This window comes from Hyphomicrobium sp. (assembly GCF_020852195.1).
Taxonomy (GTDB): domain Bacteria; phylum Pseudomonadota; class Alphaproteobacteria; order Rhizobiales; family Hyphomicrobiaceae; genus Hyphomicrobium_C.
In genome coordinates this window covers 1-19692 of the sequence record NZ_JADZBI010000083.1, presented here as the reverse complement: position 1 = coordinate 19692, position 19692 = coordinate 1, and the positions used below count along the sequence as shown (strand labels likewise).

The following is a 19692-nucleotide window of genomic DNA, read 5'->3' as shown; positions in this document are numbered from 1 at the left end:
TTGACCGTTGCCCAGGCGCGGCGCTCGGCTTCCTTGTTGCCCACACCTCTCTTCTTGTAGCCGTCGGCGATGTGGTCCGCCTTGCGCTCCTGCTTGGCGGTATACTTGCTCTTGTCTCCTCGCGGCATGATGTCCTCCATTTTTGTGGATTCGGACTCAACATCGTCGCGATCGATGGGTTCCGATCGTCCTTTAGTCGATGCGTCCAGTTGGACCTTGCCCTCGCAGGCGGACGCAGCCAAAAAGCAAACGCCAAACAGATTGCGAGGCCCACGGAATGACCGAGACCTTTCGCGTGCTGATCGCGGATCCGATCCATGAAGACGGCCGCAAGCTTCTGGAGGCGAACAGCGCGCTCTCCGTCGATGTGCAGACGGGGCTCGACGAATCGGCGCTTGTCGCGCGCATTCCGCCTTACGATGCGCTCATCGTGCGCTCGAAGACGCGCGTGACGGCGCCGGTCATCTCGGCAGGCGCGGCGCTCAAGGTGATCGGGCGGGCCGGCATCGGCGTCGACAACATCGACGTACCGGCCGCGACGGAGCGCGGCATCGTGGTGTTCAACACGCCCGATGCGAACGCCACCACGACGGCGGAGCTCACGATCGCGCATTTGCTATCCCTTTCACGCCATCTGCCTCAGGCCGACCGCTCGGTCAGGAGCGGCGTATGGCAGCCCGCGCGCTATGTCGGCGCGGAGCTTGCGGGCAAAACCATCGGCATCATCGGCTTCGGCACCATTGGGCGGCTGGTGGCGGCGCGCGCGGCGGGCCTCAAGATGCGGGTGCTCGCCTACGATCCGTTTGTGGCGCCCGAGATCATGGCGCAATCGGCGGCCGAGCCGACGGATCTCGACGCTCTGATCGCGGAGGCGGACTATGTGACGCTGCACTGCCCGCTGATCGAGAAGACGCGCAATCTCATCGACGCGGATCGCCTCGCGCGCATGAAGCGTGGCGCACGGCTCATCAACTGCGCGCGCGGCGGGCTGGTGGACGAGGCGGCGCTCGCGGCGGCGCTCGAGTCGGGGCATCTGGCCGGCGCGGCGCTCGACGTGTTCGTCAAGGAGCCGCCCAAGGATTCGCCGCTGCTCGCCCTCGACAGCGTGGTGCTCACCCCGCATCTCGGCGCCTCTACGGAGGAGGCGCAGCAGGCGGTCAGCGTGCGCATCGCGGAGGACATCGCTCGTTTCCTCACCACGGGGGCGGCAGAGGCGGCCGTCAACCTGCCGCGCATCTCGAGCGAGCAGCTCGGGCGGGCGCGACCCTACCAGGAGCTGGCGCGGGCGCTCGGCCGGCTGGTCGGCGCGCTTTGCGACGCGCCGATCAAGGAGCTCGTGGTGCGCCTGTTCGGCGTCGTGGCCGAGCTCGATGCGCGTCCGATCACGGCGGAGGCGCTGGTCGGGCTCTTGAGCAAGAGACTCGCTGGCCCCGTCAACCGCGTCAATGCCGGGCATCTGGCGCGGGCGCAGGGGATCGAGGTCCGTGAATCGCGCTCCGAGCAGGCCCGCGACTATGTCTCGCTGGTCGAGGTCAGCGCCGTGACGGAGGGTGTGACGACGACGGTCGCTGGCACGTTGCTCGGCGGGAGACTGCCGCGCCTCGTGCGCATCGATACGTACGACGTCGAGGCCGTGCCGAAGGGCCATTTCCTGTTCACGCGGCATTCGGATCAGCCCGGCGTGGTCGGGGCGCTCGGCGGCATCCTGGCGCGCGAGCGCATCAACATCTCGCGTATGCACGTGGGCGTCGACGGCAACGGCGGAGGCGACACGGCGATCGCCCTGATCAGCATCTCGGCGCCGCTGCCGGAGACGGCGCTTGCTGAGATCGCGGCGCTGCCCCCCATCGCACAGGCCGTGACGTTCGAGCTGTGATCGCGTATCGGTGCTGCGTCCTATCAGAACTGGGTGCTCCGTCATGACGTTGCCTGCCAAGCCTGCGCGCCGACCTTCCAATCCGCGCTTCTCGTCGGGGCCGTGCGCCAAGCGGCCCGGCTGGACGCCGGAGGCGGTTGGCAACGCGTTTCTCGGGCGCTCGCACCGTTCGAAGGAGGGAAAGGCACGGCTCAAGCTGGCGATCACCAAGACGCGGGAGCTGCTCGGCGTGCCGGCCGATTTCCATGTCGGGATCATGCCCGGCTCGGACACGGGCGCGTTCGAGGCGGCGCTGTGGTCGCTGCTCGGCGCGCGGGGCGTCGACGTGCTGGCCTGGGAGAGCTTCGGCAAGGGCTGGGTGACGGACATCGTCAAGCATCTCAAGCTCGAGGACGTGCGCGTGCTTGAGGCCGACTACGGTGTGCTGCCCGATCTCTCGCAAGTCGATTTCTCGCATGATGTGGTGTTCACCTGGAACGGCACGACGTCGGGTGTGCGGGTGCCGGACGGCAAATGGATTCCCGACGACCGCGAGGGGCTGACGCTGGTCGACGCCACGAGCGCGATCTTCGCGCAGCCCATCGATTGGGCGAAGGTCGACGTGCTCACCTACTCCTGGCAGAAGGTGCTCGGCGGCGAGGGGGCGCACGGCATGCTCATCCTCGGCCCGCGGGCCGTCGTGCGTCTCGAAAGCCATGTGCCGTCCTGGCCGCTGCCGAAGCTGTTCCGGCTGGTCAAGAAGGGCAAGCTCGATGCGGCGATCTTCCAGGGCGAGACCATCAACACGCCCTCGATGCTGTGCGTCGAGGACTATCTCGATGCGCTGCAGTGGGCCGAGAGCGTGGGCGGGCTTCGGGGCCTGATGGCACGGGCGGACAGGAGCGCGGCGGCGCTGTTCGACTGGATCGATCGGACGCCGTGGGTTCAAAACCTTGCCGTCGATCCGGCGACGCGCTCGAACACGTCGGTGTGCCTCAAGATCGTCGATCAGGAGATCGCGGCGTTGCCGGCGGCGGAACAGACGGCGTTCGTCAAGGCGCTCGCGGCGCGGCTCGACGCGGAGGGCGTGGCGTTCGACATCGGCTCCTATCGCGATGCGCCGCCGGGGCTCCGGATCTGGACCGGCGCGACGGTGGAGGCCGCCGACGTGGAGGCGCTGACGCCGTGGCTCGACTGGGCCTTCGCGGTGGAGAAGGCTGCGCTCACCACTTGATGCCTCGTGGTGTGGCCGTTCGAGCCTAGAAGAAGACTTCCATGCTGAGCTTCAGCGTGGTGTCCGGCGTGTCGTCGTTGAGGCCGAACAGTGCGCCGAAGCCGAGGCTCACCATCTCCTCGTCGTCATCCTTGCCGTCGGCCTTCCTTGCGAACTCGGGCGTGAAGTTCCAATAGACGATGGGACCCAGGCGGTGCTGGTCGAAGTCGCCGAACAGCGCCGATTCCTCGCTCTTGCCGCCGCGCCCGCCGATGCGCTCGACGGTGCCGTAGGCCTCGAGGGCAAAGTCGAAGTGCTCGGACCAGCGGTACTTGAGCTGGGTGGCATAGGCGAAATCGATCTTCTCGTCCTGCTGGCCGGCCTCGTTGCGCTCGCCGCCGAAGAACTGCACGAGCGTTGGGATGACCGTTGCGGACCAGGGCCCGCTGGCCCACTCGAAGATGGGACCGGCGATGAGGGTTTTCGCGCCGCCGCTTTCGGCCGGCACCTCGAACTCGACGACGATGCCAACGCCGATGCCGTCGCCGTGACGCGGCACGATCACGCCGATCAGCTCCGCCGCGTACTCGTCGAGCTTCAGGTCCTCGTAGCCCTGCGCCTCGCCGATCGTGCGGAAGTCTTCGCGACGCTCTCTCTCGTACTCGATGCCGATGCGGCCCTTCAGGTATCGCGTGATGCCGAACTCGAGCTCGAGGGCGGCACGGGCGCGGGCAAGGGAGTTGTCGTCGGCCTCAAGGTCGCCGCCCACGTCGGTGACGCTCTTGCGGCGGGGGTTGCCGAACATGACGGCGTTCTGGCTCTGGAACTCGAGCTCGCCGGGCTCGGAGTCGAGGGTCTTCATCTCGAACTGGCCGATGGCGGGGCCAGCAGCGGCCGGACCGGTCGATAACGCAGCTCCCCCGGCCAGGACCACGCAGGCGCCAATGCCGGCCCTCAGACCCACTCCCCTGCGCATTGCTCCCCCTGACTAGGACTTTTTCCCGGATTACGCGGGAAAATTAGGCAATAGCAAGGGAATTCTGACGGGAAGCTGACGGTCTCTGTTTTTGCAGCGCAGCAGGACGCTTGAGGATCAGGGCGCCGGAGCGTGCAGGGCCAGGATGAAGGCGGCAGTGGCGATCAGCGAGGCCGCCGTGCGCACCGTGTTCCACCAGGTCCAATCGGCTAGGTAGCGTGACCATACGCCGGCGCCTTGCGCGCTCGCAGGATCCACGGCGGCGAGCTCGTCGTTGAGCGGCACGTTACACGCGATGGTCAACGCGAAGGTGCCGATCACGTAGAGGATCGCGCCAGCCAGCCAGTAGATCGCACGCGGGTCGTGGTCCCATCGCAGGAGGGCGAACAGGGCGAGGAGCGCGGAGGCAATGGCGCTGGCGAAGAACACCGCTATGAAACCCGAGCGCACCACCACAACATTGATCTCCTGCATGGCGGCGATGCCCTCCGCGGGTGGGCGGTGCCCGAGCGCCGTCATGACGAAGGTAGAGAAGGCGAAGAACACGCCCGCGATCAAGGCGGCCCCGAGGGCCGAGATCCAGGTCAGGGCTTCGAGCAGCGGTTCCATGGGCGCCTCCATGCTGCTGGAGACACTATCCTAGACCATTCTCTCGAGCGCACAGAGGCTCTGTGTGCTTGCCTCCATCAGCGCGCGAGCCAGGCGCGCCAGCCGCCGAAAGCCGTGATGTCGGTCGCATCGCGCACGGCGTGGGGCTCGCAGAGGAAGCCCTTGACCAGGCTGCCGTCCGCAAGCTTGAGCGTACCGATGCCGAGCGGCGGTGGGATCAAGGCCACGAACGAGCCGAAGCCTCTTTCGTCCATGTCCCAGATCTCGACCTCGATGCCGCCGGCGCCCTCGCCGTCGAAGACGAGGCCGGGCTTGGCAGGCGTGGTGCCGGCGAGCGCGTAGAAGCGGTAGCCGGGCGCCGTGCGCGCGGTCGTGACGAGGCGGGCGTTGCGCTCCTGGAGCTGGCTGTTGAGCGGCTGCCCGGTGAGATGCGCGCCGACGACGGCAACTGCGACTCGACCGCCCGGGGTGGACGGGGTTGCGGCCGGCGTCTCATCGAGGCGCCGGGTCGTTGCCCCGAGCCTCTGGTCGGGAAGCGTGCGGTGCAGGGCATCGCCGATGGCGGCGAGCCGACCGTCGTCGAATGCGGGCCCGATGAGGGTCACGCCGAACGGCAGGCCGTTCGGGCGGAAGCCCGCCGGGACTGCGAGTGCGGAAAGGTCCATCAGGTTGACGAAATTGGTGTAGGTGCCGAGGTTCGAGTTGAGCTGGATCGGATCGGCCAGCACGTCGCTGATCCGGTAGGTGGTGCCGGTAGTCGGCAGCAGCATCGCGTCCATCGTTTGCCACTGCGCCTCGGCAGAGCGCGTCAGCTCGGCGAGGCGATACATGCCTTCGAAGGTCTCCACGGCGGAGAGCTTGTCGGCGCCCCGGATGATGGCACCGACGACCTCGTGGAGCGCTTCGGGACGCTGCTCGGCGAAGGTGCGGATAGCGGCCAGGCGCTCGGCCACCCACGGGCCTTGATAGAGAAGCCGGGCCGCGTCGCGGAAGGGCGCGAAGTCGATCTCGACGATGCGCGCGCCTCTTTCCGCCAGGCGCTCGACGCTCATGCGATAGAGGCGCTCGGCCTCGCCGTCGCCAAAGAACTCGAGACCGTCCGCCGGCACGCCGACGCGCAAGCCGGCAGGCGGCGTCTCGACCGCGAACGGGCGCATGGCCTTGCGCGCATAGACGTCCTCGCCGTCGAAGGCGGCCGCGATGGACGTCACTGCAGCGGCGTCGGAGATGGTGAGCGCGAAGACCGATACGGTGTCTTGCGTGCGGCAGGCGGGCACCACGCCGCGCGCACTGACGAGGCCCTTGGTCGGCTTCAGGCCGACGATGTTGTTGAAAGCCGCCGGGACGCGGCCCGACCCGGCGGTGTCGGTTCCGAGCGCGAACGAGACAAGGCCGGATGCGACGGCAACCGCCGAGCCCGAGCTCGAGCCGCCGGAGATGTAGTCGGGATCGAAAACACTGGCCGGGATGCCGTACGGCGAGCGCGTGCCGACGAGACCGGTCGCGAACTGGTCGAGGTTCGTCTTGCCGATGAGAATTGCGCCCGCGGCTTCCAGGCGCTCGACGACGGTGGCCGAGCGCTCGGGGACGTAGGCGAAGTCGGGGCAGGCGCAGGTCGTTGGCAGGCCCGCGACGTCGATGTTGTCCTTGACCGCGAACGGGATGCCGGCCAACGGCCCTTGTGCGCGCTTCGCTTTCTCCAGCGCCATTTCCTTCGGCACGAGCGTGATCCAGACCGGCCGCTCGCCGGCGTCTGCGATGCGGAGGTAGACCTCTTCGACGATGGTGGACGGTATGAACGCGCCCGCGGCGTAGCCTTCCTTCAGCGCGTCGATGTCGAGCGACTGGGACGTGAGCGGCGCGGTCATTGTACGGCCTCCGACGACGTGTCCAGCAGCACCACGAGCGTTTGCCCGAGCGCGACGGCGCGCCCTTCGACACAGCGCACCTCGGCGACGACACCGTCAGAGGGTGCGTGCACGCTCATCTCCATCTTCATGGACTCGACGACCACGAGGAGATCGCCTTCCTTGACGCGTACGCCCTGGCTGACCTCCACCTTCCACACGGCGCCGGGCACCGGGCTTGCCACGGCGATGGCGTTGTCGGCCAGTGCATCGTCGGATGCCTCCTCTCCCGATGCGTCGCTCGCGGCGGCGCCCGACTGGTCGCTCGCCTGCCAGCGTGAGCGCTCCTCCTCGAAGGCCGCCTGCTGGCGTGCCTTAAAGGCGGCGATCGCAGCTGCGTTGTCAGCCAGAAAGCGGCGGTAATCGGCGAGTTTGAACGTCGTCGGCTCGATGTCGAGGCCAACCTTGCCTTGCAGGAAGCCATCGCGGAAGGCGAGCAGCTCGTCGGCGGAGACGGGGTAGAAGCGGATCTGGTCGAAGAAGCGCAGCAGCCACGGCTTGTCGGCGTCGAACTCGTCCGTGACGCGGTGCGTGTTCCAAACCTGCGCCGTGCGGCCGATGAACTGGTAGCCGCCGGGGCCCTCCATGCCGTAGATGCAGAGATAGGCGCCGCCGATGCCGACGGCGTTCTCCGGCGTCCAGGTGCGCGCGGGATTGTACTTGGTCGTGACCAGGCGATGGCGTGGGTCGAGCGGCGTCGCAACAGGGGCGCCGAGGTAGACGTCGCCAAGGCCGAGCACGAGATAGCTCGCGCCGTAGGCGATGCGCTTCACGTCCTCGATGCTGTCGAGCCCGTTGATGCGGCGGATGAACTCGATGTTGGACGGGCACCAGGGTGCATCCGCGCGCACGGACTGCATGTATTTCGTGATCGCGAGCTGAGTCGCGGCATCGTCCCACGAGAGCGGCATGTGCACGATGCGGCTCGGCACCTCGATGTCGCCGATGTCGTCCATGCCGTCCTCGATGCGCGCCAGAACTTCAAGCAGCGCGGCGAGCGACAGCATGCGGCTGTCGTAATGGACCTGCAGCGAGCGGATGCCGGGCGTGAGGTCGATGATGCCGGGCAGGCTCCAGGCCTTGAGCCGCGTCATCAGCACATGGGTACGGAAGCGCAGCTCGAAGTCGAGGACGATGGGGCCGTATTCGATCAGCAGGTACTTGTCGCCCGCACGGCGGTAGACGACACGGGGCAGCGCGCCCCGCTCAGGGCGGACGCTGACGATGCAGTCGTCGTTGCCGAGGCCGTTGACGCTCACGAGCTGCGGGGCGGCGGCCGGCGCGAGGGTTGCGACCTCGTGATCCTGCCGCAGCTCGCGGGCGCGCGCCTCGGTGGGCGACAGGCGCTGGAAGCGGACCTTGTCGCCGGGCCGGAGCTGGCCGAGCTTCCACAGCTCGGCCGCGACGATGGTGACTGGGCACACGAAGCCGCCGAGCGACGGACCATCGGGTCCGAGGATCACCGGCATGTCGCCGGTGAAGTCCACGGCGCCGATGGCGTAGGCGTTGTCGTGGATGTTGCTCGGGTGCAGCCCGGCCTCGCCGCCGTCCGCGCGCGCCCATTGCGGCTTCGGGCCGATCAGGCGCACGCCGGTGCGGTTGGAATTGTAGTGCACCTCCCAGTCGGCGGCAAAAAACACTTTGATGTCGGCCTCGGTGAAGAAGTCGGGCGCGCCATGCGGACCGTAGAGGACGCCGATGTCCCAGGTGCGCGTCAGCTCGGGCCGGAGGCTCACGGTGAGCGGTGCGGCCGCGCTGGCGCCGCTCTCGGCGTCCGGCTCCGCGATATGCAGGATGTCGCCGGGGAGCAGTGCGCGGCCACCGTGACCGCCGAACTTGCCGAGCGTGAAGGTGGCGCGGCTATCGAGATAGGGGGGCACGTCGAAGCCGCCACGCACGGCGAGATAGGCGCGTGCGCCCGCTCCCGTCACGCTGCCGAGCTTCAAGACGTCTCCGGCGGCGACGCCGACCGGCTGCCAATAAGGGACGGCGCGGCCGCCGATTGTCGTGCTCATCTCGGCGCCGGCGAGGCAGATGACGGTGTCGGTGTTGAACTGCAGCGTGGGGCCTGAGAGCGTCAGCTCCAGTGCGGGCGAGCCCTCCGGATTGCCGACGAGGCGGTTGGCGAGGCGGAACGAGAGATGGTCCATGGGGCCGGACGGCGGCACGCCCACGGCCCAATAGCCGGTGCGGCCGGGCCAATCCTGGATCGTCGTCTGCGTGCCGGGCGCCAGCACCTCGATGGTCTCGGCCCGATAGGGGAAGCTCGCCAGCGTGCGTGTCAGGATCTCTCCCGCGGCCAGCACCTCGGAGGCGGCGAGCTGGCGCAGGTAGTCGAGGTTGGTCTCGAGGCCGCCGATCTCGGTCGCTGCGAGTGCATGGCGCAGCTTGGTGAGCGCGGAGTCGCGGGTATCGGCCTTGACGATGATCTTGGCCAGCATGGGATCGTAGAACGGGGAGACCTCGGCGCCGCTCTCGACCCAGGTCTCGATGCGGGTGTCCTGCGGCCACGCGACGTGCGAAAGCTGGCCGGAGCTGGGGCGGAAGTCGCGGCCAGGATCCTCGGCGTAGAGGCGGACCTGGATCGAGGCGCCCTCCGGGGCGATGCGGTCCTGGTCGAGGGGCAGGGTCTCGCCTGCCGCTTGGCGAACCATCCACTCGACGAGGTCGAGGCTGGTGACCTCCTCGGTGACGCCGTGCTCGACCTGGAGGCGCGTGTTGACCTCCAGGAAATAGAACTCGCCGGTATCGCTGTCGTAGAGGAACTCGACGGTCCCGGCGCTCTCGTAGGCCACCGATTGGCCGAGCTCGCGGGCGGTTTGCCAGAGCGCGGCGCGGGTCTTGTCGGAGAGGTTCGGCGCGGGCGTCTCCTCGATGACCTTCTGGTTGCGGCGCTGAGCCGAGCAGTCGCGCTCGCCGAGCGCCACCACGTGGCCCTTGCCGTCGCCGAAGATCTGCACCTCGATGTGGTGGCCGCGCGCGACGTATTTCTCGAGGAACAAGCCGGGATCCTTGAAGTTGTTGCGGGCCAGGCGCTCGACGCGCTCGTAGAGCGGCGCCAGCTCGTTGGGCGCGTTGACGAGCTGCAGGCCTATGCCGCCGCCGCCTGCCGTGCTCTTCAGCATCACGGGGTAGCCGATGCGCTCAGCCTCGGACTCGGCGGCGACAAGGCTGTCGATCAGTCCCGAGCCGGGTGCGAGCGGCACGCCTGCGGCCAGTGCCAGCTCGCGCGCCCTGTGCTTGAGACCGAAGGCGCGCATGTGCTCGGGGCGCGGGCCGATGAAGACGATGCCGGCTGAGGCGCAGGCCTCGGCGAAGTCCGGGTTCTCCGAGAGGAAGCCGTAGCCGGGGTGGATGGCCTCGGCGCCGGTGGCCTTGGCGGCCTCGATGATGGCCTCGGCCTTGAGATAGCTCTGCGCGGCGGGCGAGGGTCCGATGGCCACGGCCTCGGTCGCCTGTGCGACGTGCATGGAATGGCGGTCGGCCTCGGAGTAGACGGCGACGCTCGCGATACCGAGCCTCCCGAGGGTGCGGATGATGCGGCAGGCGATGGCGCCGCGATTGGCGATGAGGACCTTCTTGAACACGTCAGGCGCCCTCCGGCCAGATCAGTACCTCGAAGGGCGTGGGGTTGTAGGCGTTGCAGGGATTGTTGAGCTGCGGGCAGTTGGAGATCAGCACGATGACGTTCATGTCGGCCCGCATCTCGACGTACTTGCCGGGGCCCGAGACGCCGTCGGCGAAGGTCAGGCCGCCGTCGGGTGTCACCGGCACGTTCATGAAGAAGTTGATGTTGTGGGCGATGTCGCGCTTGGTGAGCCCGTACTGCTCGTTCTCGATCACGCCGAGGAGGAAGCTGTCGCGGCAGGCGTGCATGCTCTTCTTTTCCAGCGCGTAACGGACGGTGTTGCTCTCCGTCGCGCAGGCGCCGCCCAGCGTGTCGTGGCGGCCCACGGTGTCGGCGGTGATGGTCATCAGCGGGCGGCAGAGGTCGGACAGCAGAGCCGAGCCTGGGCCGAGGTAGACGTTGCCCTGTTCGCGGATGGTGTCGGTGGCGGAGTATCGCTCGTAAGGGTCGTCGGCGTTGAAGAAGAGGGTGTCGGCGGCCTGGTTGCCTTCGAGGTCGACGATGCGCAGCGTCTCGCCACGCTTGACGACGTGCATCCAGTAGTCGCCGGCCAGAACGGTCTTGCGGTAGGTGGCCGCGTCGGACGCAAGCGTGCTTTCCTTGATCATGACGCTTCTCCCTCAGCAGCAGCCGGCGTGGAGAAGCAGAGTGTTCTCGTAGCCTCGGCCGTTCTCCGGCGCGGAGAGGCGGCAGGCGTCGTTGGTTGCTGCTGGCTCTCCCTCGAGGATCTCAAAGCGCACGGGTTTGCGGGGATAGGCGGGGCTCGGATCGAGCGGGTGCGGGCAGGTGTGGAAGAGGACGAGCGTGTCCATCTCGAAGCGCAGCTCTACCAGCGCGCCAGCCCTTGCGGCGGCCGCGTCGAAGGCGAGTGTGCCGCTCTCGTCGGTTGCGACCTTGCTGAACCAGTTGATGTTGGCGGCGAGATCGCGCCGACTCATCCCGTATTTTGCGGCCTCGACGAGGAAGCTGTCGCGGCCGTTCTGCTGCCAGTCGTTGCGGTGGGTCTGGTAAGACGCATCGCCCCAGCGTGCGGCGACCATCGCCCTGGTGCTCGACCCGCAGACGGTATCGTGCCAGCCGGCCGTGTCGGCGACGACGGCGCAGAAGATGCGCCCCATGTCGGAGTAGAGGCAGTGACCCTGCGTTAGCTTGAAGGTGTGCTGGCACTTCAGCGTGTCGGGCGCGTTGTAGCGCTCGAGCAGGTTCACGGGATTGTAGAACAGCATGCCGACGTTGGCGCCGCCCTCGACATCGACCAGACGCAGGCGATGATTGCGCCGCATGGTCAGCGACCAGTGCTTTCCTCCCGGAAGGACATCGCTGTAGATCGCTTCGCTCACGTCGCTGCTCCTCTCTGCGGGTGTGCGACCCCGCTTGATCCGTCCGGGCCGTCCCGGGTGAGAAAGAAGCCGCGCGGGGTCGTCCCCGGCGGGATCGTTCGTCGTCAGCCGGGCGGCTTGGCGCCGTTGGCGGACGCGAGCTTGAGATCGAGCTGGGTGTCCGCGCTTGGCAGAGGCTCTGCCACCTTGCGCGGCCAGACGTCGAAATCCTGGGTGATGCTGGCGCCGGATGCGGCGACGATCGCCTTTGCGGACACCTCGCCCAGCGTCGCGCCGTAGCGCTCCAGCTCCTCGGGCCGGTTGCGCGGGCGCTCGAAGGCGATGACCCGCGTTCCGAGGCGGAACGCCTCGGAGAGGTCGTGAGTCACCATTACGATGGTCAAACTGTTCTCGTTCCAGATGCGCCGGATGAGGACATGGATATCGGCGCGGATGCCGGGATCGAGCGCGCCGAACGGCTCGTCCAGCAGGAGAATTCTGGGCTTGCGGTTGATGGCCTGCGCAAGCGCTAGGCGCTGCTGCATGCCGCCCGATAGCGATGCGGGATACTTGTCCTCATGGCCTTTGAGGCCGACGGCCTCGAGCAGATGGCGCGCCTCGGCCTCGGCGGCGCGGCGAGCTTCCCCGAAGAGCTTGCCCAGGAGGCAGGCGCGCTCGAACTCGCGGCCGATCATGACGTTGGCGAGAACGGTGAGGTGAGGGAACACCGAATAGCGCTGGAAGACGACGCCGCGATCCGCGTCCGGCTCGGTCTTCAGCGGATTGCCGCCGACGAGGATCTTGCCGCGGGTCGGCTTCTCCTCGCCGAGAAGCATGCGCAGGAACGTGGTCTTGCCGCAGCCCGAGGGCCCAACGAGGGCCACGAACGAGCGCGGCGCGATGGTGAGATCGATCCGCTCGAGCACGACGTGGTCGCCGTACTCCTTCCACACGTTGTCGAAGACGATGGCTGTCATGCAGCGCGTGCCCCCGCGAACCAGGGGAACGCCTTGCGCTGAAGGAGGCGCAGCGCGAGGTCCATCAGGAACGCGAGAAGCGTGATCCAGATGACGTAGGGGATGATGACGTCCATGGCGAGATAGCGGCGGACCAGGAAGATGCGGTAGCCGAGACCGGAGTCGGAGGCGATGGCCTCGGCGGCGATCAGGAACAGCCACGCGGGACCGAGCTCGAGGCGGACGGAGTCGATGAGGCGCGGCAGCATCTGCGGCAGCACGACCCGCAGCCCGATCTGCCAGGTGGACGCGCCGAGCGTCTGTGCCTTGATGAGCTGCTCGCGGGGCAGGTCCTCGACGCGGAGCGCCACGTCGCGGATCAGCTTCAGCGCGGTGCCGATGACGATCAGGGCTATCTTGGCCGCGTCGCCGAGACCCATGATGATGAACAGGATCGGCAGCAACGCCAGCGGCGGGACCATGGAGGCCACCCCGACGACCGGGCCGAAGGTCGCTCCCATGATCGGCAGCAGTCCGATCAGGATGCCGAAGACGAGCGCGATGAAGGTCGAGATCGCCAGCGCCGTCAGCAGGAGCGACATGCTCGACAGCGTATCGTTCCACATCAGATAGAGGCCGCTGCGCGGGTCCGGCTCCAACGCATAGTGCTTCACGGCCTCGCCCATGGCGGTGAGGCTCGGCAGCAGCTTGTCGTTGGGGTTCTCGGCCAAGCGCATGGCCGAGCCCATCATATAAGCGGCAAGCAAGGCCGCGAACGGCAAGGCCGCGAGGGCGATGCTCCACGTTCTGTCGGGTTTCAGGTTCAACAGACGCATCGGTTCTCCCGCGGCCCTACGATCTTGTGCGCAATGGCGTCAGCTCACAGCTTTCCGTCGGCGGCGGCCTGCATGTAGGTGGCGTCGAAGCGGAACTTGATGTTGTCCTTTTCGCCGAAGACGCTCTTGTCCGGGAATTCGATGCCGATGGCCCCCGGAGACTTGGCGTCCTTGCCAAGGAGCGCCTTGTCGAACAGGAAGGTCGAGACCTTCTCGGACGTCGTTTTGACCCCATCACTGGTCACGAAGGCGACGGCGGCCTTGGGATCGGAGAAGAGCTGGGTCGTCGCGAGCATCTCCTCGTAGCCCTTGAGATCGGTGCCGGCGGCTTTTGCCATGGCTTCCTTTGCCGCGTTGCCGTCGGACATCACTTTCATGGTGTCGTACCAGATGCCGACGAGCGCCTTGCCGAAGTTGGGATTGTCCTTCAGTACCTCGGTGTTGGCGACCAACAGGTCCATGACCTCGCCCGGAATCTTGGTCGTGTCGTAGACCAGCTTGGCGTCAGGGTTCTCGAGAATGCTCGAGACGATCGGTTTCCAGGTGACGACGGCGGTGACGTCAGGCGTCTTGTAGGCGGACGCCAAGTCGGCGTCCGAGGTGTTGACCACCTTCACGTCCTTCTCGGAGAGCCCGATGCTTTCCAGGCCGCGGGCAAGCAGGTAGTGCGAGACCGAGAACTCGACCAGGTTGACGGTCTGGCCCTTGATATCCTCGAGCTTGTCCTTGCCCTTGAGAATGATGGAGTCGTTACCTTCCGAGGTGCTGCCGGTGATGACGACCGTGGTGTCGACGCCGCCCGCGGCGGGAATGGACACGGCGTCCATGTTGGTCAGCGTCACGGCGTCGAAGGCGCCTGCCGTGTACTGGTTGATGCTCTCGACGTAGTCGTTGAACTGCTTGACCTCGATGTTGATGCCGTACTTGTCGGCCCACTTCTTCACGATGCCCGTGTCGGCGGCGTAGCCCCACGGCATCCAGCCGACGTAGATCGACCAGGCGACCTTGAAGTCCTTTTTCTCCGCGGCATTTGCCGCGGGAAGCGCGAGCGCCAGGCTTGCAGCCGCGGCGACGGCGCTCTTGAGGAAACTGGAAACGGACCGGTTCATGAAAACACCCCTGTGCTGACCACACCAACAGTCATCCGCAAGGGCCTGGGGAACGGGCGGCGCAAGACGCACGCGAGGAGGCCTTCCGTTCGAGAGCCGAAGCTCCTTGCGGTGTAGGTCTCCCGGGCTTTTATCCCGCCGTGGCTTCGCTCAAACCGGGGCTTGGGCGAGAGCACCTCTCTCGGACCAGCATCGTCGCGCGAGACGGCGACCGGAACCCTAGAGGCATTATGTAGAGGCAAGCTGCACGAGGCGTGCCAAACAGCATTTGCCTGCCGACAGGCAACTTTTCGGCGCAGCGCCCCGGCCAATTGCCCTCATTTTCGCCCGGGTGCCGAGATGTCAGGCAGTGGCGAACCTGCGGACGTTTCGCGCGTTCGCGCTAGATCGGCATTCGTGATCGCTTGTCCTCTCAACGCGTGCCGATGGGCTCGGATCTCGGCTGCGCTTTGCGGAAACCACTTTCCTATCAACGGCCTGACTGTGGCGTGATGGAGATTCGGCCGAGGGCGGGCTGGAACTTGGTTTATGTCCGTATAAGGATTATACGCTGTCGTGATATTAATACCCCAATCGAGGCTTATGATGTGCGGAATGCGCTAAGGTTGCAGTGAGTTTTCGATGGCGGCTGGTTATAAAGAAGCCAATGCTTGTTTTAAGGGTTCGGGTATCAAACACGAGTGGCCACGGTCGACGTAAGTAATCATGGCCAAAACGCGTCTCGCCCTGATTGGAAATCAAGCATTTTCCATGCAAAACTTTCGCGGATCTCTGATCCGCGATGTGGTTGCACGGGGCGTCGAGGTTTTTGCGTTCGCTCCCGATTATGACGACGCGAGCGCCAACGCGGTCCGTGAGCTTGGCGCGGAGCCGCGGCCTCATCAGCTCGCAAGAACCAGCATGAACCCGTTGCGGGATGTGGCGGCTGTTGCCAGCCTCGTCAGAGACCTGCGTGACATAAAGCCGGATGTGATCCTCGCCTATACGATCAAGCCGGTGATCTACGGGACCTTGGCGGGCTGGATGGCCGGGGTGCCGAAGCGGTTCGCCATGATCGAAGGGCTCGGCCATGTGTTCATGGACGACGCCACGCCGAAGGGCCGCGCGCTGCGATTCGCGGCGTCCTCTCTCTATAAGCTGGCGCTAGGCCGGGCAACGCACACGTTCTTTCTCAATGCCGACGACAAGCGAGAGTTCGTCAGCACCGGTCTCGTCGCCGAGGAGAAGGCGGACGTGATGGGCGCCATCGGCGTGGATCTCTCGGTGTGGCAAGAGGCGCCGCCCGTGACCGACCCCTTAACCTTTCTTTTCATTGGTCGCCTCCTGCGCGAGAAAGGCCTTATTGAATTGGTCGAGGCATCTCGTCGGGTCAAGGCACAGGATCCTCGCGTCCGCTTCGTCATTCTGGGCGACGTCGACAGCAATCCGAGTGGCTTAAGCCGGGCACAGGTCGAAGATTGGGTTGGGGAAGGGTTGTTGGAGTGGCCGGGGCAAGTGAACGTGGGGCCGTGGATCGCTCAGTCGAGTGTGTTCGTGCTGCCCTCGTATCGGGAAGGCGTGCCCCGCTCGACGCAAGAGGCGATGGCGATGGGGAAGCCGGTGATCACGACTGACGTGCCGGGATGCCGCGATACGGTCGAGGACGGAGAAAACGGATTCCTGGTCGAGGTGAAGAATGCGGATGCACTCGCCGACGCGATGCTGCGATTCGTGGCTGAGCCGCAGTTGATCGAAACGATGGGGCGCAAAAGCAGGATGCTGGCGGAGCAGAATTTCGACGTTGCGAAATCGAACGCCCGGCTGATTGCCGCGATGGGTTTGCCCGCCGCGGCTTCGCGCCCGGGCGTTGTTTGAGTTGCCGGCGGTTCTAAGACCGCTTGAGTTGTCCGACCTGGAGGTTTCATGACGCACGTCGAAGCGCAATCTGCCGGAGCCTATCCACTGGCAGGAAAGCGTGTCTGGGTCGCGGGACACCGCGGCATGGTCGGCTCGGCGATTGTGCGAAGACTTGTGGCGGAGAACTGCGAGGTGCTGACGGCCGGCCGCAAGGAGCTCGACCTGACGCGCCAGCAGGATGTCGAGGCATGGGTCGAGAAGAACCGCCCGCAAGCGGCGTTCGTCGCAGCGGCAAAGGTGGGCGGCATTCTGGCCAACGACACCTACCCGGCGACATTCCTCTACGACAACTTGATCATCGAGGCGAACATCATCAAGGCCGCGCACGACTTCGACGTCGAGAAGGTGCTGTTCCTCGGGTCGTCGTGCATCTATCCGAAGCTCGCCCCTCAACCGATCTCCGAGGATGCCCTGTTGACCGGGCCGCTGGAGCCGACCAACGAATGGTATGCGATCGCGAAGATCGCGGGCATCAAGCTTTGCCAGGCTTACCGCAGGCAGTACGGGCGCGACTTCATCTCCGCGATGCCGACCAACCTCTATGGTCCCGGCGACAACTTCGACCTCAACTCGAGTCATGTGATGCCGGCGCTGATCCGCAAAGCGCACGAGGCCAAGGAGCAGGGCCTGAGCGAGATCACCGTCTGGGGGACGGGGACGCCGCGGCGCGAGTTCCTGCATGTCGAGGACTGTGCGGATGCGTGCGTGCACCTCATGAAGGTCTACAGCGGCGAAGGACACGTCAACGTCGGTTTCGGATCGGACATCACGATCCTCGATCTCACGCGTCTCGTGTGCGATATCGTCGGATTCAAGGGCAAGATCGTCCACGACCTCTCGAAGCCCGATGGCACGCCGCGCAAGCTCATGAGCTCGGAGAGGCTCGCGGAGCTCGGCTGGCGGCCCAGCATCTCGCTCGAGCGTGGGATAGCCGACACCTACAAGGCTTTCCTGGCGACCCTCTCGTAAGCGGCGTGTCTTCTGCGCTCACCTCGCGCGCGAGGCGAGCGCGCGATGGAAGAGCGCGCCGAAGATGCGGTCCGGCAGCAAAAGAGCAGAAGTCAGCAGCGCCGCGGCTACGGTGAGCGACACCTTGCCCGGCCCGCTCTCGCGGCGAAGCTGCATCAGCCTGGACAGCCGGTAGGCTTGGGGATGCTTGTTGCGGATGCGGCGCCACAGCTCTCCGTGCCGTCGTGCAGATTTCTGCAGCAGCATGCCGTCGCCCGCGACGCGATAAACGAATAACGGTGCTTTCAAGGATTGACCGACCGAGCCGCTGCGGATCAGGCGCATGTTGAAGTCCCAATCCTCGTATCCGCCCGTCATGCTCTCATCGTATCCACCCACTCTTTCCCATGCCGCCTTGCGCATCAACAGTGCGTAGGGAAGCTGATTGAGGAAAAGCTGGTCGAACGGGTTGAAGCTGCGCTCGACGACGCCTTGGCGAGCGCCGGTGAGCAGCATGTGGCTGAACACGAAATCGATGCTGCGGTTGGCTTCGAGCGTTGCAACGCCGAGAGCCAGGAACTCCGGCTGGATGCGATCGTCGCAATCGAGCGGCAAGACGAATTCGCCTTTCGCGGAGCGAAAACCCGTGTTCCTGGCGGACGGCAGCCCGCGGTTCTCTTGCCGGACCAATCGCACGGAGGCCGGCAACGCGCTCAAAGTTTTCAACGTCTCCGGTTCCGTCGATCCATCGTCGACGACAATGACCTCGAAATTCTCGAAGGTTTGCTTGTCGAGACACTCGAACAGTCCGTCGAGGAACTGTCCGGCGTTCCAGCACGGGACCACGACGCTGACGGCGGGGGAGGTCTGAGGCGTTGCGCCTGCGCTATCAGGAGAGCTCATGTCGTGCGTTGTCGTAGCGGGTTTGAGTCCATGGCGGAGGTGAATCCCCAGCTCAGTCGAAGATGCCTTCGCCGTGCTCATCGACGTAGGCGGCGAGACCCAGAGTGTGGTCGCGGGCGAGCTTCTCGGCCAGTTCCGTGTCGCGCTTCTCGATGGCCTCGATGATCTTGAGATGATCCTGGATCGAGCGGCGGGCGAGGTCTTCGCGCCCGATGGTGATCTGGCGGATGCCGCGGACGTGCAGCAGCAGGCTCTCCGTCATCTCGGCCAGGAGCTTGGAGCCCGTCAGCTCGATGATGGTTTGGTGGAAGCGGATGTTGGCAGTGGCGTACTCGCTCAGATGATCCTCGGGCTTGTGGCTCTCATTGTAGAGCGCCCGGAGACGCGCAATCTCCGCATCGCTCGCGCGCTGCGTGACGAGGCGGGCTGCCATACCCTCGAGTGCCGCCCACACCTGGATCATCTCGATGACCTCGCGCTTGGTCTTCTTGACGACCATGATCCCGCGCCGCGGCACCGATTTCACGAAGCCCTGCTGCTCCAGCATGGCGATCGCCTCGCGCACCGGCGTCCTACTGACGCCAAGGCGCTCCGACAGCTGGCGCTCGTCGATCCAGGCCGGCTCGGACGAGCTGTAGATGTCCATGTTGATGATGGCGCGCTTCAGCGCGTTGTAGGCCTTGGTCTTGTAGGTTTCCTCGGGCGCGAACGGCTTCAGGACAAGATCCGGAGTGGGCGTTTCCGCGACCGGCCAGCGTGCTTGGGCTTGGGAATTCTCAGGCACGATCGTCCTCTCTCAATGGCGATGGCGTCCGGGCTTTTATCGCTGGCATACTATAGACCATGAGCCAGCCTTTCCCAATGTGCGGGGCGGCCGTTTTTTGCTCTATCGGCGGACGAAAAGCCCCGGACGGCGGGGAGCAACGCCCTCCCAGGGCAATCGGGAAAAGGAATACTGTCGTCACTCCGTGACGGATCTTCTGGTGTCTAGTATGCCAGATTGCCTGGGCCGCCGATGCACTTCATCAAGCCCGCCGGGACGAGAAACGACACGAGGAGGAAACAACATTGAGCAAGGCGCTCGAAGGGATCCGGATCCTGGACTTCACACATGTCCAGTCCGGTCCGACCTGCACGCAACTGCTGGCGTGGTTCGGCGCCGACGTCATCAAAGTGGAAAAGCCGGGTATCGGCGACGTGACGCGCACGCAGCTCTGCGACATCCCGAACGCCGACAGCCTCTACTTCACGATGCTGAACCACAACAAGCGGTCGATCGCGCTCGACACCAAGAACCCGACCGGCAAGGCCGTGCTCGAGGCTCTGATCAAGACCTGCGACGTGCTGGTGGAGAACTTCGCGCCCGGCGCGCTCGACCGCATGGGCTTCCCGTGGGCGCGCATCCAGGAACTCAACCCGCGCATGATCGTGGCTTCGATCAAGGGTTTCGGGCCTGGCCCCTACCAGGACTGCAAGGTCTACGAGAACGGTGCCCAGTGCGCCGGCGGCGCCGCTTCGACCACCGGCTTCGACGACG

General features: G+C 65.8%; 16 protein-coding genes, 1 pseudogene and 1 riboswitch. Of the genes and pseudogenes, 5 read left to right on the top strand and 12 right to left on the bottom strand.

All coding sequences use genetic code 11. The features are described from left to right. A pseudogene (locus IT540_RS06680) lies at positions 1-128 on the bottom strand (plasmid stabilization protein); the annotation flags it as partial. A 149-nt stretch (positions 129-277) separates the two neighbouring features. Between IT540_RS06680 and serA the strand changes: the two are divergent. Both serA and IT540_RS06670 read left to right on the top strand, forming a co-directional pair. After that, on the top strand, positions 278-1876 hold the full coding sequence (gene serA, locus IT540_RS06675) for a phosphoglycerate dehydrogenase (protein WP_291174768.1): 1599 nt from the start codon (positions 278-280) through the stop codon (positions 1874-1876). 43 nt (positions 1877-1919) lie between these two features. Beyond that, a complete protein-coding gene (locus tag IT540_RS06670) occupies positions 1920-3089 on the top strand; it encodes a phosphoserine transaminase (RefSeq protein WP_291174765.1) in 1170 nt (389 codons plus the stop codon). 25 nt (positions 3090-3114) lie between these two features. Here the strand turns inward: IT540_RS06670 and IT540_RS06665 are convergent, their stop codons facing one another. From IT540_RS06665 to IT540_RS06625, 9 genes are all read right to left on the bottom strand, one after another. Next, positions 3115-4044, bottom strand: a complete 930-nt coding sequence (locus tag IT540_RS06665) for a hypothetical protein (protein ID WP_291174762.1) — start codon at positions 4042-4044, stop codon at positions 3115-3117. Between the two features lie 117 nt (positions 4045-4161). Then, entirely contained in the window at positions 4162-4653 is a 492-nt protein-coding gene (locus IT540_RS06660; RefSeq protein ID WP_291174759.1) for an anthrone oxygenase family protein, read from the bottom strand. Between the two features lie 77 nt (positions 4654-4730). Further along, a complete protein-coding gene (gene atzF, locus IT540_RS06655; protein ID WP_291174756.1) occupies positions 4731-6521 on the bottom strand; it encodes an allophanate hydrolase in 1791 nt (596 codons plus the stop codon). After that, positions 6518-10147: an urea carboxylase gene (gene uca / locus IT540_RS06650; RefSeq protein ID WP_291174753.1), complete on the bottom strand. Its 3630-nt coding sequence runs from the start codon at positions 10145-10147 to the stop codon at positions 6518-6520. Before uca ends, atzF begins: the two co-directional genes overlap by 4 nt. Before the next feature lies 1 nt (position 10148). Then, positions 10149-10796: an urea amidolyase associated protein UAAP2 gene (locus tag IT540_RS06645; protein WP_291174751.1), complete on the bottom strand. Its 648-nt coding sequence runs from the start codon at positions 10794-10796 to the stop codon at positions 10149-10151. A gap of 12 nt (positions 10797-10808) precedes the next feature. After that, positions 10809-11528 (bottom strand): urea amidolyase associated protein UAAP1, encoded by a 720-nt coding sequence (locus tag IT540_RS06640; RefSeq protein WP_291174748.1) that lies wholly within the window; start codon positions 11526-11528, stop codon positions 10809-10811. A gap of 104 nt (positions 11529-11632) precedes the next feature. Next, complete coding sequence (locus IT540_RS06635; protein ID WP_291174746.1) at positions 11633-12484, bottom strand: ABC transporter ATP-binding protein; 852 nt, start codon at positions 12482-12484, stop codon at positions 11633-11635. Continuing rightward, positions 12481-13299, bottom strand: coding sequence for an ABC transporter permease subunit (locus IT540_RS06630; RefSeq protein ID WP_291174743.1), 819 nt, complete (start codon positions 13297-13299; stop codon positions 12481-12483). The genes IT540_RS06635 and IT540_RS06630 overlap by 4 nt, the downstream gene beginning before the upstream one ends. A 44-nt stretch (positions 13300-13343) precedes the next feature. After that, the gene (locus IT540_RS06625; protein ID WP_291174740.1) at positions 13344-14408 is read right to left on the bottom strand and encodes a putative urea ABC transporter substrate-binding protein; all 1065 of its coding nucleotides are present in this window, start codon (positions 14406-14408) and stop codon (positions 13344-13346) included. A gap of 117 nt (positions 14409-14525) precedes the next feature. Beyond that, a riboswitch (guanidine-I (ykkC/yxkD leader) is annotated at positions 14526-14642 on the bottom strand. 471 nt (positions 14643-15113) lie between these two features. Between IT540_RS06625 and IT540_RS06620 the strand changes: the two genes are divergently transcribed. Continuing rightward, the gene (locus tag IT540_RS06620; protein WP_291174737.1) at positions 15114-16262 is read left to right on the top strand and encodes a glycosyltransferase family 4 protein; all 1149 of its coding nucleotides are present in this window, start codon (positions 15114-15116) and stop codon (positions 16260-16262) included. Positions 16263-16310: 48 nt separating this feature from the next. Then, positions 16311-17273 carry a GDP-L-fucose synthase gene (locus tag IT540_RS06615; RefSeq protein WP_291174734.1) on the top strand — a complete coding sequence of 321 codons (963 nt, stop codon included), beginning with the start codon at positions 16311-16313 and terminating at the stop codon, positions 17271-17273. Positions 17274-17291: 18 nt separating this feature from the next. On the opposite strand, the gene IT540_RS06610 is transcribed toward IT540_RS06615, so the two are convergent. Together IT540_RS06610 and IT540_RS06605 are read right to left on the bottom strand one after the other, a co-directional pair. Further along, positions 17292-18236, bottom strand: a complete 945-nt coding sequence (locus tag IT540_RS06610) for a glycosyltransferase family A protein (protein ID WP_291174731.1) — start codon at positions 18234-18236, stop codon at positions 17292-17294. Continuing rightward, positions 18208-18939: a GntR family transcriptional regulator gene (locus tag IT540_RS06605; RefSeq protein ID WP_291174728.1), complete on the bottom strand. Its 732-nt coding sequence runs from the start codon at positions 18937-18939 to the stop codon at positions 18208-18210. The genes IT540_RS06610 and IT540_RS06605 overlap by 29 nt, the downstream gene beginning before the upstream one ends. A 284-nt stretch (positions 18940-19223) precedes the next feature. On the opposite strand from IT540_RS06605, the gene IT540_RS06600 reads away from it, so the two are divergent. Next, positions 19224-19692 (top strand): CoA transferase (locus IT540_RS06600; RefSeq protein WP_291174725.1); only part of this gene is annotated, 469 nt, incomplete at its 3' end.